We start from the raw sequence: 15538 nt of genomic DNA, 5'->3' as shown, positions 1-15538 counted from the left end.
CCCTGGATTTGTCCTTCCAGGTACGACGCCCGGCCGGCGGCTCAGCCGCGCGCGGGACCTGTGGAACCGCGCGGCGACAGCTGCGCGGGCCGGAACTGAACCGAGAAAGCGGGCGCCTCGCCGGAGGCGGGCGGAGGCCCGATGTGCGCCAGGAGCGCCTCGGCGCACTGCGATCCGTACGCGGTGATGTCGCGGGTGAGCGAGGTCAGCGCGGGATGGGTCAGCCGGCACAGCGGCGAGTCGTCCCAGGCCACGATCGACAGCCCGTCGGGGACGGCGATGCCGAGCTCGTGTGCGACGCCGAGTCCGGCCACCGCCGTCACGTCGTTGTCGAAGATGATCGCGGTGGGGCGCTTGGCGGAGCTGAGGAGCCGCCGCGTGATGCGCGCGCCCTGCTCGCCGGTGTAGTCGCTGTGGACCGTGGTCATGCCGTCGAGTCCCAGTTCGGCGGCGGTCTCGGCGTAGGCGGCGTCGCGCTGTGCGGTGTGCAGCAGGTGCGCGAACCCGGCGACCCGCGCGATGCGGCGGTGCCCCAGCGCGTGCAGGTACTCGAGGATCTCGCGGCACGGCTCGGCGTCGTCGTGCCAGACCGCGGGGAAGCGCGCCCCCGCGACCGGGCCGCCGACGGCGACCGCGGGCAGCCCCAGGTCGGCCACGAAGTCGAGCCGCCGGTCCTCGATCCCCACGTCGCACAGGAGGACCCCGTCGACGCGGCGCTCGGCCCACCAGCGGCGGTAGACCTCCATCTCCTCCTCGACGGTGTCGACGATCTGGAGGGTCAGGCCGTACGAGCCGGCCGAGAGGGTCGCCTCGATGCCGGAGATGAGCTCCATGAAGTACGGCTCGATCCCGAGCGTGCGGGCCGAGCGCCGCAGGGCCAGGCCGACCGCCTGCGCGGTCGAGACGGAGAGCGAGCGGGCCGCGCGGTTGGGGACGAAGCCCATCTCCTCGGCGATGGCGAGGATCTTGGCGCGGGTGGCCTCGGAGACGCCGGGGCGGCCGTTGAGCGCGTACGAGACGGCGCCTTTCGACACCCCTGCCGCCGTGGCGATGTCGGCGATGGTCACGCGCCTGGTCATCGGTGGTCCTCTCCGCGCACAAGTCCGCCCGCAGGGGCCGCCGGGGGAGGCGCGGGCGGCCGGATGACCGTGCGTGCGGCACCGGCTTCCAGACTGTATCTCACGCCCGCCGCGAACCGGTTCAGCCGAACACCGCCGCCCATCCATCTAGATATCGAAATTCATGATTTCAATTTGATTAAGGTGCCGTCAATACATTGACTGACCGTGACCAGGCCGATAGGTTCGGAGCACTTATCCGGTTAAGCGCCGTCGCCTCGCGGTCAGCTGGAGACGTCGGTGCGCGGCCGGTGAAACCCCTCTACACGCGAACGGAGTGAACGTCACCGTGAACTCGAGAATGAAGCGCTTCAGCGCGGCCGCAGCGGCCGCCGCCCTGGCGCTCGCCGCAGCCGCCTGCTCCGACACCGGAAACGGCGGCGAGGCCACCAGCATGGAAGACGAGAACGCCGAGTCGATCACCGTCTGGCACACCGGCGACGCCTCCCAGCAGCCGATGCTCGACGCCGCCGGCGCCCTCTTCGAGGACGAGACCGGCGTCAAGGTCGAGGTCGAGATCATCGACTGGGCCGACGCCCACACCAAGATCCTCACCGCCATCCAGAGCGGCGACGGCCCCGACGTCTTCACCGGCGGCCTCTCCTGGGGCATCGAGTTCGGCGAGCTCGGCGGCCTGGTCGACCTGCGCCAGTACGAGACCGAGAACCTCGAGTCCAACGTCATCGACGGCCTCTGGCAGTCGATCGAGTCCCCCGGCGGCGAGCTCTACGGCGTCCCCCTCAACATGACCACCTACGCGATGTTCTACCGCAGCGACATCCTCGCCGAGAACGGCCTCGAGGTCCCCGCCACCTGGGACGAGATGGACGCCGCCATCACCCAGCTGTAGGCCGCCGGCTACGAGACCCCCTTCATCTCCACCTGGGAGCCCATCGGCTGGCTCGACTGGTTCAACTACATGCACCAGGCCGGAGGCAGCCTCTACAGCGAGGACTGCACCGAGGTCACCGTCGACTCGCCCGAAGTCGTCGCCGGCACCGAGTACTGGGCCGCCCGCTTCAGCGAGCAGAACGTCCCCACCGACCAGCCCGACATCTCCGGCTTCGCCGCCGGCGAGTACGTCTTCGCCACCGGCGGCTCCTGGAACTACGACGGCCTCGCCGTCGGCTTCCCCGAACTCGAGGGCAAGTGGAGCTCCGCGCCCCTGCCCGCCGGCCCCGCCAACGCCGGGTCCTTCATCGGCGGCAACGTCATGGGCGTCATGGCCGAGTCCGACGCGCCCGGCACCTCCGCCGCGTTCATCGACTCCGTCTACTCCGACGAAGGCGTCGCCGCCATGCTCGACACCGCCGCCGCCAACAACGTCCTGTGGCTGCCCCCGCGCACAGACAAGGTCGCCGAGACCCACCTCGACGACGCCAACAAGGGCGCCCTGACCGAGATCTTCGAGACCTCCGTCGGCCCGCCCAACTGCTCCGGCTGGGAGCCCGCCTCCCCGAACGTGCAGCTCGCCCTCCAGTCCATCGTCCTCGAAGGCGTCCCCGTCGAAGAGGCCCTCGCCGCGGCCAAGACCGAGATGGAAGCCACCCTCCAGTAGCCGAACGGCCGGGAGCGGCCGCCGCGCGGCGGCCGCTCCCGGACCCACCCTCACCGCCTCGGAGCCTCCCTTGACCGCCACGCAGACCGCCGCACCGGACGCGCCCGCCCGCCGCGGCCGCCCCTCCCACCGCCTCCAGCGGTACGGCCCCGCCTACGCGATGCTGCTGCCCTTCGCGCTGCTCTTCGCCGTCTTCCTCATCTACCCGCTCATCCGCTCGATCTACTACTCGCTCACCGACTTCAACGCCATCAGGCCGCCCGCCTTCGTCGGCTTCGACAACTTCGCCGAGCTCATCCTCCGCGACGACCGGTTCCACAAGGCCATCGCGAACACCGTGAAGTACGTCATCGGCTCGGTCGTCCTCACGATGGTCCTCGGCCTGCTCCTGGCGATCTCCTTCAAATCCACCTCGCTGCGCGACCGCCTCCTGCGCACCGTCTTCTTCCTGCCCTCGGTCTCCGCCGGCGTCGGCGTCGTCCTGGTCTGGAAGTGGATCTTCATGGTCGACTCCTGGGGCCTCGCCAACACCGTCTCCCGCTTCTTCGGCGGCGGCAACCACTCCTGGCTCGCCGACCCCGCCGTCAGCATCCCGATCCTCGTCACCATGGCCGTCTGGGGCGGCGCCGGCTACGCCATGGTCCTCTTCGTCGCCGGCATCAACGCCATCCCCGACGAGCTGTACGAGCAGGCCTCCATCGACGGCGCCTCCAAGGCCCGCCAGTTCTGGCACATCACCCTGCCGCTGCTGCGCCCCGTCCTGGTCTTCGTGTTCATCACCTCGACCATCGGCGCGTTCCAGGTCTTCGAACCGGTCTACCTGCTGTGGCGCCGGTCCGCCTCGATCGTCGGCGGACCCCTCGACAGCGCCCTCACGATCGTCCCCTACCTCTACGACATGGGCTTCAACCGCTTCCAGCTCGGCTACGCCTCCGCCATCGCCTGGATCCTCTTCGCGATCATCTTCCTGGTGACCCTGGTCCAGCTGCGCGTCACCAAGACCTTCAAGGAGTTCGACCGATGAGTGTGGAGACGCTTCGCTCGGCGGGCACCGTCACCAAGCGCCCCAGGAAGATCAACCTCGGCGCCGAACTCGCGCGCCTCCCGCTCTACCTGTGGGCCGTCGTCGTCCTCATCCCCTTCTGGTGGATGATCATCGCCGCGTTCAAGACCGTCCCCGAACTCATGCGCAACCCGCCGACGTTCTTCCCGCAGGACCCCTCGCTCGACTCGTTCTACGACCCGGACGCCCCCGCGGCCGGCGGCGACCCCAACCCCGACGCCGTCCCCGGCGTCCTCCAGCGCTGGCCCGACGTCGCCGGCGGCTTCCTCCGCTTCGCGCTCAACACCTTCGGCGTCACCGTCGCGGTCACCGTGGCGAGCCTGCTCATCGCCTCGCTCGCGGCGTACATGCTCACCAAGACCGCCGCCCCCGGCCGCCGCACCGTGTTCGTGCTCATCATCTCCTCGATGATGATCCCGTGGCAGGTCAGCCTCATCCCGAACTACCTGCTCGTCTCCGACCTCGGCATGACCGACTCGTACCTGGGGTACATCGTCCCCGGCCTGGCGAAGTCGTTCGTGGTGTTCTTCCTCGTGCAGTACCTGCGGTCGATCCCCGACGAGCTCGTCCACGCCGCCCGCGTCGACGGCGCGAGCGAGTGGCGCATCTGGTGGACGATCATCCTGCCGCTGCTGCGCCCCGCGCTGGCGGCGATGGCGATCTTCGTGGCGCTGGGGGAGTGGAACAACTTCCTGTGGCCGCTCATCATCATCCGCACCGAGGAGCTGTTCAACCTGCCGATCGCCCTGTCGAACCTGAGCAACGCGATCGTCTCCAGCCCGGGGTCGATGGGCGTGGCCATGGCCGCGTCGATGATGGCTACGCTGCCCACGGTCGTGTTCTTCTTCCTCTTCCAGAAGCACTTCATCAAAGGCATCGCTCTCTCCGGAATCAAGGCATAGGAGTCTTTTTGAGCGCCAAGAGCACCCTTCACGAAGGCTGGACCGTCACCGGGGACCCCGGGACGCCGGCCGCCGACGGCCCCGTCCCAGCGACCGTGCCTGGCGAGGTGGTGTCCGACCTCCTCGCCGCCGGGCTCGTGGACGACCCGTACACCGACGACGGCGAGCGCGCCGTCGCCTGGGTCGGCCGCCGCGACTGGACCTACCGGACCACCTTCGACTTCGAGCCCGGCGACTGGGACGGGGTCGACCTCGTCTTCGACGGCCTCGACACCGTCGCCCGCGTCTCCCTCAACGGCGCGGTCGTGGGCGAGACCGCCAACATGCACCGCCGCTACCGCTTCGACGCGCGCGCCGCGATCCGCGAGGGCGCCAACGAACTCGAGGTCGCGTTCACCTCCCCGTACACGTACGCCGAGGCCCAGCGCGCCCGGCTCGGCGACCGCCCCAACGCCTACGACGAGCCCGGGAACTTCATCCGCAAGGCCGCCTGCAACTTCGGCTGGGACTGGGGACCGAACCTCGCGAGCGCGGGGATCTGGCGGCCGGTGCGCCTGGAGACGTGGCGGACCGCCCGCCTCGCCGAGGTCGTGCCGCGCGTGTCCGTGGAGGCCGGCCGCGGCGTCGTCGACTTCGCCGTCGACCTCCAGCGCGCCGGGGACGCCGACCTCGAACTCGTCTGCACTGCAGGCGATCACACCGCGGTTCTGCCGGTCCCGGCCGGCGCGGGCACCGCGCAGGCGCGCGTCGTGGTCGACGACCCGGAGCTGTGGTGGCCGCACGACCGGGGCGGGCAGCCGCTGTACGACGTCTCGGTGTCGCTGCGCTCGGGCGGCGAGGAGCTCGACTCGTGGTCGCACCGGGTCGGCTTCCGCACCGTGGAGCTCGACACCGAGCCCGACGCCGACGGCCGCCCGTACACGCTGCGGATCAACGGCGAGGCCGTGTGGGTCAAGGGCGTCAACTGGATCCCCGACGAGGCATTGTTCAGCCGGATCGACCCCGCGCGCCTGGAGCGGCGGCTGCGCCAGGCCGTCGCGGCCGGGATCGACTACGTGCGCGTCTGGGGCGGCGGCGTGTACGAGTCGGAGGACTTCTACCGGCTCTGCGACGAGCTCGGCCTCATGGTTGGCCAGGACTTCCTGTTCGCCTGCGCCGCCTACCCGGAGGAGGAGCCGTTCTGGTCCGAGGTCGAGGCGGAGGCGCGCGACAACCTCGCCCGCCTCGCCCCGCATCCGAGCCTGGTGACGTGGACGGGCAACAACGAGAACATCTGGGGCTGGCACGACTGGGACTGGCAGGGGCCGCTCGGCGAGCTGACGTGGGGCGCGGGGTTCTACCACGAGCTGCTGCCGAAGCTCGTCGCCGAAGTCGACGGCACCCGCCCGTACTGGCCCGGCAGCCCCTACTCGGGGGTGCGCGAGCTGCACCCGAACGACGAGGCGCACGCGTCGGTCCACATCTGGGACGTGTGGAACCAGAAGGACTACGCGCACTACCGCGACTGGCGGCCGCGCTTCGTCGCCGAGTTCGGCTACCAGGCCCCGCCGACGTGGGCCACGGTGCGGCGCATGACGACCGACGAGCCGCTCCAGGCCGAGACGCCGAACATGCTGTGGCACCAGAAGGCCGCCGACGGCCAGGCCAAGCTCCAGCGCGGCCTCGACGCCCACCTGCCGCCGGTGCGCGACTTCGACGACTGGCTGTACTTCACGCAGGTGAACCAGGCCCGCGCGATCCGCCTCGGCATCGAGCACTTCCGCGCCCTCCAGCCGTACTGCACGGGCGCGGTCGTGTGGCAGCTCAACGACTGCTGGCCGGTGACCTCCTGGGCGGCGATCGACGGCGAGGAGCGGCTCAAGCCGCTCTGGTACGCCCTGCGCGACGTCTACGCCGACCGCATGGTCACCTTCCAGCCGCACGGCGACGGCGTGAAGCTGGTCGTCGTCAACGACGCCGCCGAGGCCTGGACCGGCGTGATCGGCTTCTGGAAGTGCACCGCCGAGGGCCGCATCACCGGCCGCGCGCTCCTGGAGATCGAGATCGGACCGCGGGGCACCGACGAGCTCGTCCTCGACGGCACGACCGCCCCCGCGCCCGGCGAGTTCTTGGTGACCGGCCGCGAAGACTTCCCTCGCGCGACCTGGTTCACCAAGGAGGACAAGGACATGGACTGGCCGACGGCCCGGTTCACCGCCACGACCCAGGTCGTGGACGGCGGCGTGGCCCTCACCGTCTCGGCCGACACCGTGCTCCGCGACCTCTGCGTCTTCGCCGACCGCCTCGACCCCGACGCCACAGTCGACAAGGCTCTGGTCACGCTCATCCCCGGCGAGCAGGTCACCTTCACCGTCACGAGCGAGGCCATCGCGGCCTCACCCGAACTGACGGCGGCCCTGACCGCGAAGCCGGTCCTGCGCGCGATCAACGACTGACGCAGGGTCCGAACCGCGTTCGGCCGTCCGTCGTGTCCTAGGCCTTCTCGCCCGCCGGGGGTTCGTTGGATTCGAGGGCTTCCTCGCTGGCCTCGGGCGTGGGGACCGGGCCGATGCCGCCCACGACGGGCTCGTTCGGTTCGGGTTCCGGCTCGGGCTTGGCGGGCATGGGGAGTGACTGGGAGATGCGGAGGCCGGTCTGGATGAGGTCCCAGCCGAGGGGGAGGGCCGCGCCGTCGGGGAGGTCGAGTTCGAGCGCGAGGTCGTCGGCGAGGCCGGCCTGCTTGGCGAGCTTGACGACGACCGGGTGGGTCGAGCGGTTCGGGGCGTAGCACCACTTGGGGGCGGCCAGGCCGAAGTCGCGGGCGAGCATGACCGCGGCGGCGGCGGCGGGGCCGTCGACGAGGACGGCCGTGGAGCGGGTGGCCGCGGTGAAGATCGCGGCGGCCATGGCGCCGAGCTCGGCGCCGCCGAGGCGGGCGATGAGCTCCTGCGGGCTGCGCTTGAAGCCGCGGTTGAAGGCGAGGTGGTCGCGCAGGGCCGAGATGCGGCCCATCCACGCGGCGTCGAAGACCGAGCCGCCGGGGGCGTGGAGCTGCGGCTGGAAGTTCGTGATCTCGTCCTTGGCGATGAACGCGCAGACGGCGACGGAGGCGGTCACCGCGCCCGCGCCGAGGCCGGAGACGAGGAGGAGGTCCGCGCCGCCGTCGATGGCGCGCTCGGCGGTCTCGCGGCCGAGCCGCAGCGCCTCGTCGAGCTCGGTCTCGTCGAGCAGCGGGCCCTCGGCGCCCTCGCTGGCGCCCGTGCGGACCACGGTGATCGGCAGGCCCGAGCGCGCGGCCTGGTCGGCGAGGGGTCCCTCGCCGCGCTCCAGGGCCGCCGCCTGGTCGGCGACGGGCGCGTAGTCGCCGGTGTCCCAGCCCTCGGGGTACTCCCCGGCGAACAGGAGCATCCGCGGCGAGGCGAACGGCTCGGGCGCGTCGGTGGCCTGCATGCGGGCGGCCCAGCCGACGGCCGCCTGGAGGCGGCCGAGGCCCGAGCCCTCGATGAGCGCGTCCTGGAGCCGCGCGTTCGCGCGGGTCGTCCACACCCCGTTGGGGAACTTCGCTTTCAGTTCGGCGAGGGGCCCGGCGTCGGTCGTCTGTGTCACGGCACAAGGCTAGCGCGGGGGCCGTGGGGCACAATTGCCAAGTGACCACCATCGAGTTCGCCAAAGGGCACGGCACCGGGAACGACTTCGTCATCGTCCCCGACCTCGACGACGCCCTCCCGCTGAAGGACGCCCAGGTCGCAGCGCTCTGCGACCGCCGGTTCGGCATCGGCGGCGACGGCCTGCTGCGCGTGGCTCCCTCCGAGGACCCGGCCGCCGAGTGGTTCATGGACTACCGGAACGCCGACGGCTCGATCGCCGAGATGTGCGGCAACGGCGTGCGCGTCTTCGCCCGCTACCTGCTGGAGAAGGGCCTCGCCGCGGGCCCGGAGATCGCCGTCGCGACCCGCGCCGGGATCAAGACGGTCACCGTGGAGGGCGACGAGCTGCGCGTCGACATGGGGTCGGCGGTGTTCGGGGCGACCTCCGAGGCGTCCGTGGAGGGCTTCACGTGGTCCGGTCAGGTCGTCTCGATGGGCAACCCGCACCTGGTGTGCCACCTGGGCGATGAGGCCGAGCTGGAGGCGCTGGAGCTGTTCCACCAGCCCCGCTACGACACCGTGCTGTTCCCCGAAGGCGTCAACGTCGAGTTCGTGACCGGCACCGCGCCGCACGTGCGCATGCGCGTCCACGAGCGCGGCGTCGGCGAGACCGCCTCCTGCGGCACCGGCGCGTGCGCGGTCGGCGCGGTGGCCCTGAGCCACGCCGGGCTCGGCACCGGCACGTGCAAAGTGGACGTCCCCGGCGGGACCCTCACCATCACCGTCACCGACGAGACCCTGTTCATGACCGGCCCGGCCGTGATCGTGGCCGAGGGCGTCTTCCGCGCCTGACGCGCTCCGCCCGAAGGGCGCGACCGGGAGTACGCGAACGTCCCCAGAAGCCGCAGGCTGCCGGGGGCGCGCTTCGTCCCGCTACCGCATCACGCGCTTGACCGCCGCCGCGACCGCCGGGGCCACGTTCGGGTCGAACACGCTCGGCACGATGTAGGTCGCGTTCACCTTGTCCTCGCCGACGCAGTCCGCGATGGCCGTGGCCGCCGCGACGGCCGCGTCGTCGTTCCAGCCGCGCGCCTGGGCGTCGAGCAGCCCCCGGAACACGCCCGGGAACGCCAGCACGTTGTTGATCTGGTTCGGCTGGTCCGAGCGGCCGGTCGCCACGATCGCCGCGTACCGCGCCGCCTCGGTGGGGGAGATCTCCGGGTCCGGGTTCGCGAGCGCGAACACGATCGGGTCCTTCGCCATCTTCGCCACGTCGGAGCCCTTGAGGATGTTCGGCGCGCTCACGCCGATGAACACGTCGGAGCCCTCGACCGCGCCCGAGAGGTCCCCGGAGTAGTCCTGCTTGTTGAAGTGCTCGCCGAGCCACTTCCACGTCTCGTTCTCGGTCTCGAACCCCGAGTGCAGGGCGCCGTCGCGGTCGACGGGGATGATGTCGCCGATGCCGGCCTTCTCCAGCAGCCGCATGATCGCGGTCCCGGCCGCGCCGCAGCCGACGACGGTGGCGCGCACGTCCTTGAAGTCCTTGCCGACCACGCGGAGCGCGTTGGTGAGCGCGGCGAGCACCACGATCGCGGTGCCGTGCTGGTCGTCGTGGAAGACGGGGATGTCGAGCCGCTCGCGCAGCCGCGCCTCGATCTCGAAGCAGCGGGGCGCGGCGATGTCCTCGAGGTTGATGCCGCCGTACGTCGGGGCGAGCGCGGCGACGATGTTGACGATCTCGTCGGTGTCCTGCGTGTCCAGGCACACGGGCCAGGCGTCGACGTCGCCGAACTTCTTGAACAGGGCCGCCTTGCCCTCCATCACCGGCATCGCGGCCGCGGGCCCGATGTTGCCCAGGCCGAGCACGGCCGAGCCGTCGGTGACGACCGCGACGGTGTTCCGCTTGATGGTGAGGCGGCGGGCGTCGTCGGGGTTCTCGGCGATCGCCATGCACACGCGGGCCACGCCGGGCGTGTACGCCATGGACAGGTCGTCGCGGTTGCGCAGCGGGACCTTGGGCGCGACCTCGATCTTGCCGCCGAGGTGCATGAGGAAGGTCCGGTCGGAGACCTTCTTCACGTCGAAGTCCGGCATCGCCTCGAGGATGTGGGTGACCTGCTCGGCGTGCGCGGCGTCAGAGGTGTCGCAGGTGAGGTCGACGGTCATGCGCTTGTTGTCGGAGCCGACGACGTCGAGGGCGGTGACGATGGCGCCGGCCTGTCCGACGACGGTGGCCAGGCGACCGGCGGCGCCGGGGTCGGCCGAGAGGGCCAGACGGACGGTGATGGAGAACCCTGCGCTGGGAAGGCGGGCAGTGCTCATGCCGCTCCTTTGATGTGCACTTCGTTGTGGACGCCCGGCTCGGCACGTCAGGTGCGCGCCGACGGATGCCTTGAATGATGCCACCGTGTGGGACGCGCCCGCCTCCTGACCCGTGCTGGCCAGGGGGTCCGCCACTGCGCCGCGGTGCGGGAGGTATCGACGCGGTTCGCTGTGCGCGATATCGGCTCGCCGCCGGGGCCCGTGCGTGTCAAGCTTGTGGTGATGCGAGAACAGTACGAGAACACCCGCGAAGACTTCGCCTCCTCCGACTCCCCCTCGACCGGCGAGCTGGACCTGGAGGCCCGCCAGGCGCTGCGCCGCGTGGCCGGCGTCGCCTCCACCGAGCTCGAGGACGTCACCGACGCCGAGTACCGGCGCCTCCGCCTGGAGCGCGTCGTGCTGGTCGGCGTGTGGACCGAGGGCACGATCGAGGACGCCGAGAACTCACTCGACGAGCTGGCCCAGCTGGCCGAGACCGCCGGCTCCGAGGTCGTCGACGGCCTCATCCAGCGCCGCTCCAAGCCCGACGCCGGGACCTTCATCGGCTCAGGCAAGGTCCAGGAGCTCAAGGACACCGTCGAGGCCATGGGCGCCGACACCGTCATCGCCGACGGCGAGCTCTCCCCGGGGCAGCTGATCGCCCTGGAGAAGGCCGTCAACGTCAAGGTCATCGACCGCACGGCCCTCATCCTCGACATCTTCGCGCAGCACGCGAAGAGCGCCGAGGGCAAGGCCCAGGTCGAGCTGGCGCAGCTCCAGTACCTGCTGCCGCGCCTGCGCGGCTGGGGCGAGGCCATGAGCCGCCAGGGCGGCTCGAACGGCGGCGTGGGCCTGCGCGGCCCCGGTGAGACCAAGCTCGAGACCGACCGCCGGCGCATCCGCGCCAAGGTCGCGAAGCTCCGCCGCGAGCTGGCGAAGCTCACCGTCACCCGCGAGACCAAGCGCGACTCGCGCACCCGCAACCGGGTGCCCGGCGTCGCGATCGCCGGCTACACCAACGCCGGCAAGTCGAGCCTGCTCAACGCCCTCACCGGCGCGGGCATCCTCGTGCAGGACGCCCTGTTCGCCACCCTCGACACCTCCACGAGGCGCTCGCGCACCTCCGAGGGGCGCGAGTACACGGTGACCGACACGGTCGGCTTCGTGCGGCACCTGCCGCACCAGCTGGTCGAGGCGTTCCGCTCGACGCTCGAGGAGGTCGCCGAGTCCGACCTGGTCGTCCACGTCATCGACGGCTCCCACCCGGACCCGCTCGGCCAGGCCGAGGCGGTCCGCACGGTGCTCGCCGAGGTCGGCGCCGACGAGGTCCCCGAGCTGGTCGTGGTCAACAAGCTCGACCTGGTCGACCCGGACACGATGCTTCAGCTCCGCTCCGACTGGCCCGACGCCGTGTTCGTCTCGGCGCACTCCGGCGAGGGGATCGACAAGCTCCGCGACGCCATCGAGGACGCGCTCCCGCAACCGGACACCACGCTCACGGTCTGCATTCCGTACGTCCGCGGCGACCTGGTCTCGCGCCTGCGCTCCCGCGGCGAGGTGCTCACGACCGAACACCGAGGTGACGGCACGGTGATCACGGCCCGAGTGGACGAAGCACTGGCCGGAGAATTGCGCGCGTTCGTCCTGGAAAAGGATTGAATCGCAGTGGTCCTGAACATGTCTCATGGGGGTCCCTTCGCTGACATGGCGTGTTCTGCAACACTTGCGTGATGCGAGAGCGCCGTGTGGGCCGTCGGCCCCTGCCTGCGCGGCTCGTCGCCGGGACGGCCGGAGTGCTCGTCCTGGCTGCGGCCGCCACCCCCGTGTACGCGCAGGACGAGGAGTCCGGTGGCGAAGTGCTCTGCGAGATCCATGACTCGCGAGTAGCCGACGCCACCGCCGTCGTCCCGACCGCGGACGGCGACGGCTGGTGGGTGCTCCCCGACGGCAACGGCCAGACCGACGGCATGATGACCATCCGCCAGGTCGGCGGCGACTGCAGTGTCCGCGACACCGAGGCGGGGAGCCTCGCGATCGACTGGCTCCCCATCGACCCCGAGGACATGACGATCAGCGAGGACTTCCTCTGGATCGCCGACATCGGCGACCCGGACGGGGAGCGCGAGCAGGTCTCGATGACGCAGGTGTCGACCTCCGACGCCTCCGACTTCACCATGACCCGGTACGTGTACCCGGACGGGCCGCAGGACGCCGAGGCGTTCTTCCTGCTGCCCGACCGCACCCCGGTCTTCATCGCCTCCAAGGAGGGCGAGGCCCCGCTCTACATGTCCGACGGCCTCGGGCAGGAGGAGGGCACGCCCCTGGAGCTCGCGGGCACCGTCGCGCTGCCGGAGGGCGCCGGCGCCGTGACCGGCGCGGCGATCAGCGCCGACGGCGCCAAGGTCGCGCTGCGCACCGGCGACTCCGCGTACGAGTGGGACGTCGCCGACGGCGACGTCGTCGCCTCGATGACCGGTGCCGAGCCGCGCACGACCCCGCTCGACGACGGCGGCGGCGACATCGCGTACGACGCGGACGGCAACTTCGTCACGGTCGCGCAGACCGGCGACGAGGCCTCGCCCGCCGCGATCAGCCGGTACACCCCGGCGGCCCCGGTCGCCGAGGAGGAGCCCGCCGGCGAGGACGAGGCCGCGCCCGCCGAGGACGAGGGCGGCTCCTTCGTCGACTGGGTCCTGGGCCTCGGGTTCGGCACGATCGTGAAGATCCTCGCGACCATCGCCATCCTCGGCCTGCTGGTGATGGTCCTGGGCATCGTCGTGATCCGCAAGTACAAGAAGCAGAACGCCGAAGCGGACGACGAGGACGAGCCCGGCTTCGCCCGGGAGGACTCGGACTACGGCCGCGGGGACTTCCTCGCCGACGACGACCCGGTCGACCTCGGCCTGGAGTCCGGCCATCCCGACCCCGACCTGGGCCAGGTCGCGCGCGGCAACGTCTACGGCGGCGGTCCGGCGCGCCAGGAGCCGTCCGGGAACGTGTACGGCGGCGGCCCTGCCCGGCAGGAGCCGAGCGGCAACGTCTACGGCGGCGGCCCCGCCCGCCAGGAGCCCTCCGGGAACGTCTACGGGGGCGGTCCGCGCCGCGAGCAGCCCCCCGCGCGCGGCGGGGTCTACGGCGGCCGCGAGGAGCCCCAGTACGGGGCGTTCGAGGGCGGCGGCCACGGCAGCGTCTACGACAACTCGGGCCCCGGCCCCGGCCAGTCGTTCGCGGCCCGGCAGGAGCCGAGCGGCAACGTCTACGGCGGCGGCCCCGCCCGCCAGGAGCCCTCCGGGAACGTGTACGGCGCCCAGGGCGGGGCCCAGGGCCGGCCGCAGCACCAGCAGCAGCAGGGCCGCCGGGGCGGAGACGCCGAACGGGCCCCCGACGCCGACGAAGGCTACTGGGGCCCGCCTGACGGCGGCACGACTTACGGTCGGAACCGCTAGGCGCGCAATTCAATTCGCGTTCGTTCGGCCGGAGTCCCGGCTCAGATCTTGCGGAGCACCGCGACCACGCGGCCGAGGATCTCGGCCTCGCTCGCGTCGATCGGGTCGTACAGGGCGTTGGCCGGGAGCAGCCACGGCTTGCCGTTCTTGCGCTTCCAGGTCTTGACCGTGGCCTCGCCGTCGATCATGGCGGCGACGATCTCGCCGTTGAGCGCGTCGGGCTGCTGGCGCACCACGACCCAGTCGCCGTCGGTGATAGCGGCCTCGGTCATCGAGTCGCCCTTGACGCGCAGGAGGAAGTGGACGCCCTCGCCCACGAACTCCGCGGGCAGCGGCATGACGTCGTAGTCGCGCTCCTCGGCGAGGATCGGCTGCCCCGCCGCGATCTCGCCGACCATCGGGACGTAGCGGGGGCGCGGGTGCTGGGAGCAGGTCTGGACGCCGCCGGGCGTGGACTGGCGCACCCCGACCGCGCGCGGCCGGCCGGCCAGGCGGTTGAGGTAGCCCTTCCGTTCGAGCTGCTTCATCTGGTAGGCGACGGAGGAGGCGGAGGCCAGTCCGACCTCGGCGCCGATCTCTCGGACGCTGGGGGGATAGCCCTTGTTGTTGATGAACTCCTCGATGTACTCGAGGACTTGCTGCTGCCGACGCGTCAACTTGCGCGTTTTCGGCCGGGATGTCGTGGTCTCGCTAGCCACAGGAGGCTCCTGTAAGACAAATGGGACGGTATGTCTGATTCCGACAATGTAACTCACGTGCGGGCTCTAGTCAAACATTCGTGCGACGTCGGCGTGTCGCCGCGCTGGTAGGAATGTGTTTCGGCCGGTAATCACCCGAACGGGTGAACGATAATACGCGGCGGCCTGGTTGACTGGTGTCCCGGCCCGCGGCCCGCCCGGAGTCGCTCCACCGCGTTCTGCGCTATTCTCGACACTAGATATTGTGGTGTGATGTATCGTCTCTCACTAGGTGTTGGGGTTCCCTGCGGTTGCCTGATCGGCACGAGGCAGACTGACCCCGGCGCGAGCACGAAGCGGAGCCGAGAAGTGTCGGCGGCCGGCGAGACGATGGTCGTAGAAGGAGACTAGCGACATGCGATGCCCTTACTGTCGTCATCCCGACAGCCGGGTCGTGGACTCCCGCGAGGCCGAGGACGGCAAGATCATCCGGCGCCGCAGAGTCTGCCAGGAGTGCGAGAAGCGATTCACCACCGTCGAGGAGTCCATCCTCGCCGTCGTCAAGCGCAGCGGCGTCACCGAGCCGTTCAGCCGCGGCAAGGTCGCCAGCGGCGTCCTCAAGGCCTGCCAGGGCCGGCCCGTCGACGCCGACGACGTCGCCCTGCTGGCGCAGGCCGTCGAGGACGAGATCCGCTCCCGCGGGGCCGCCGAGGTCCCGAGCAACGAGGTCGGACTGGCCATCCTCAAGCCGCTGCGCCAGCTCGACGAGGTCGCGTACCTGCGCTTCGCCAGCGTCTACCAGGGCTTCGAGTCCCTGGAGGACTTCGAGGCCGCGATCGTTCAGCTCCGCGAGGAGCACGCCGCCCGCAACGGCGGCTGAGAGCACCACCCCGCGAACAACCGATTC

General features: G+C 71.0%; 11 protein-coding genes and 1 pseudogene. 8 read left to right on the top strand and 4 right to left on the bottom strand.

Annotated elements, in window-relative coordinates:
* Nucleotides 1-41: 41 nt before the first annotated feature.
* On the bottom strand, nucleotides 42-1079 hold the full coding sequence (locus tag ABD419_RS05705; RefSeq protein ID WP_344482929.1) for a LacI family DNA-binding transcriptional regulator: 1038 nt from the start codon (nucleotides 1077-1079) through the stop codon (nucleotides 42-44).
* A gap of 340 nt (nucleotides 1080-1419) precedes the next feature.
* Between ABD419_RS05705 and ABD419_RS05700 the strand changes: the two are divergent.
* The 4 genes and pseudogenes from ABD419_RS05700 to ABD419_RS05685 all read left to right on the top strand — a co-directional run bounded on the left by ABD419_RS05700 (nucleotide 1420) and on the right by ABD419_RS05685 (nucleotide 7076).
* A pseudogene (locus ABD419_RS05700) lies at nucleotides 1420-2676 on the top strand (extracellular solute-binding protein).
* A gap of 70 nt (nucleotides 2677-2746) precedes the next feature.
* Nucleotides 2747-3700, top strand: coding sequence for a carbohydrate ABC transporter permease (locus ABD419_RS05695; RefSeq protein ID WP_344482926.1), 954 nt, complete (start codon nucleotides 2747-2749; stop codon nucleotides 3698-3700).
* On the top strand, nucleotides 3697-4641 hold the full coding sequence (locus tag ABD419_RS05690) for a carbohydrate ABC transporter permease (RefSeq protein ID WP_344482923.1): 945 nt from the start codon (nucleotides 3697-3699) through the stop codon (nucleotides 4639-4641). The genes ABD419_RS05695 and ABD419_RS05690 overlap by 4 nt, the downstream gene beginning before the upstream one ends.
* Nucleotides 4642-4649: 8 nt before the next feature.
* The gene (locus tag ABD419_RS05685) at nucleotides 4650-7076 is read left to right on the top strand and encodes a glycoside hydrolase family 2 protein (protein WP_344482920.1); all 2427 of its coding nucleotides are present in this window, start codon (nucleotides 4650-4652) and stop codon (nucleotides 7074-7076) included.
* A gap of 37 nt (nucleotides 7077-7113) precedes the next feature.
* Here ABD419_RS05685 and ABD419_RS05680 read toward each other — a convergent pair whose 3' ends face one another.
* Nucleotides 7114-8226 carry a nicotinate-nucleotide--dimethylbenzimidazole phosphoribosyltransferase gene (locus ABD419_RS05680; RefSeq protein WP_344482917.1) on the bottom strand — a complete coding sequence of 371 codons (1113 nt, stop codon included), beginning with the start codon at nucleotides 8224-8226 and terminating at the stop codon, nucleotides 7114-7116.
* A 50-nt stretch (nucleotides 8227-8276) separates the two neighbouring features.
* Here ABD419_RS05680 and dapF point away from each other — a divergent pair, with 50 nt between their 5' ends.
* Nucleotides 8277-9059, top strand: a complete 783-nt coding sequence (gene dapF, locus ABD419_RS05675) for a diaminopimelate epimerase (protein ID WP_344483457.1) — start codon at nucleotides 8277-8279, stop codon at nucleotides 9057-9059.
* An 81-nt stretch (nucleotides 9060-9140) separates the two neighbouring features.
* Here dapF and ABD419_RS05670 read toward each other — a convergent pair whose 3' ends face one another.
* Nucleotides 9141-10529: an NAD-dependent malic enzyme gene (locus ABD419_RS05670; protein ID WP_344482914.1), complete on the bottom strand. Its 1389-nt coding sequence runs from the start codon at nucleotides 10527-10529 to the stop codon at nucleotides 9141-9143.
* Nucleotides 10530-10751: 222 nt separating this feature from the next.
* Between ABD419_RS05670 and hflX the strand changes: the two genes are divergently transcribed.
* Nucleotides 10752-12167 carry a GTPase HflX gene (hflX, locus tag ABD419_RS05665; RefSeq protein ID WP_344482911.1) on the top strand — a complete coding sequence of 472 codons (1416 nt, stop codon included), beginning with the start codon at nucleotides 10752-10754 and terminating at the stop codon, nucleotides 12165-12167.
* A gap of 71 nt (nucleotides 12168-12238) precedes the next feature.
* Complete coding sequence (locus tag ABD419_RS05660; protein ID WP_344482909.1) at nucleotides 12239-13954, top strand: hypothetical protein; 1716 nt, start codon at nucleotides 12239-12241, stop codon at nucleotides 13952-13954.
* A gap of 41 nt (nucleotides 13955-13995) precedes the next feature.
* On the opposite strand, the gene lexA is transcribed toward ABD419_RS05660, so the two are convergent.
* A complete protein-coding gene (gene lexA / locus ABD419_RS05655) occupies nucleotides 13996-14652 on the bottom strand; it encodes a transcriptional repressor LexA (RefSeq protein ID WP_197717131.1) in 657 nt (218 codons plus the stop codon).
* A gap of 394 nt (nucleotides 14653-15046) precedes the next feature.
* Between lexA and nrdR the strand changes: the two genes are divergently transcribed.
* Nucleotides 15047-15511, top strand: coding sequence for a transcriptional regulator NrdR (gene nrdR, locus ABD419_RS05650; protein WP_344482900.1), 465 nt, complete (start codon nucleotides 15047-15049; stop codon nucleotides 15509-15511).
* The last annotated feature ends 27 nt before the right edge of the window (nucleotides 15512-15538 follow it).

This window comes from Glycomyces endophyticus (assembly GCF_039531525.1).
GTDB lineage: Bacteria > Actinomycetota > Actinomycetes > Mycobacteriales > Micromonosporaceae > Glycomyces > Glycomyces endophyticus.
Note: the sequence above shows the minus strand (reverse complement) of the source record. Positions and strands in the feature narration are given on the sequence as shown.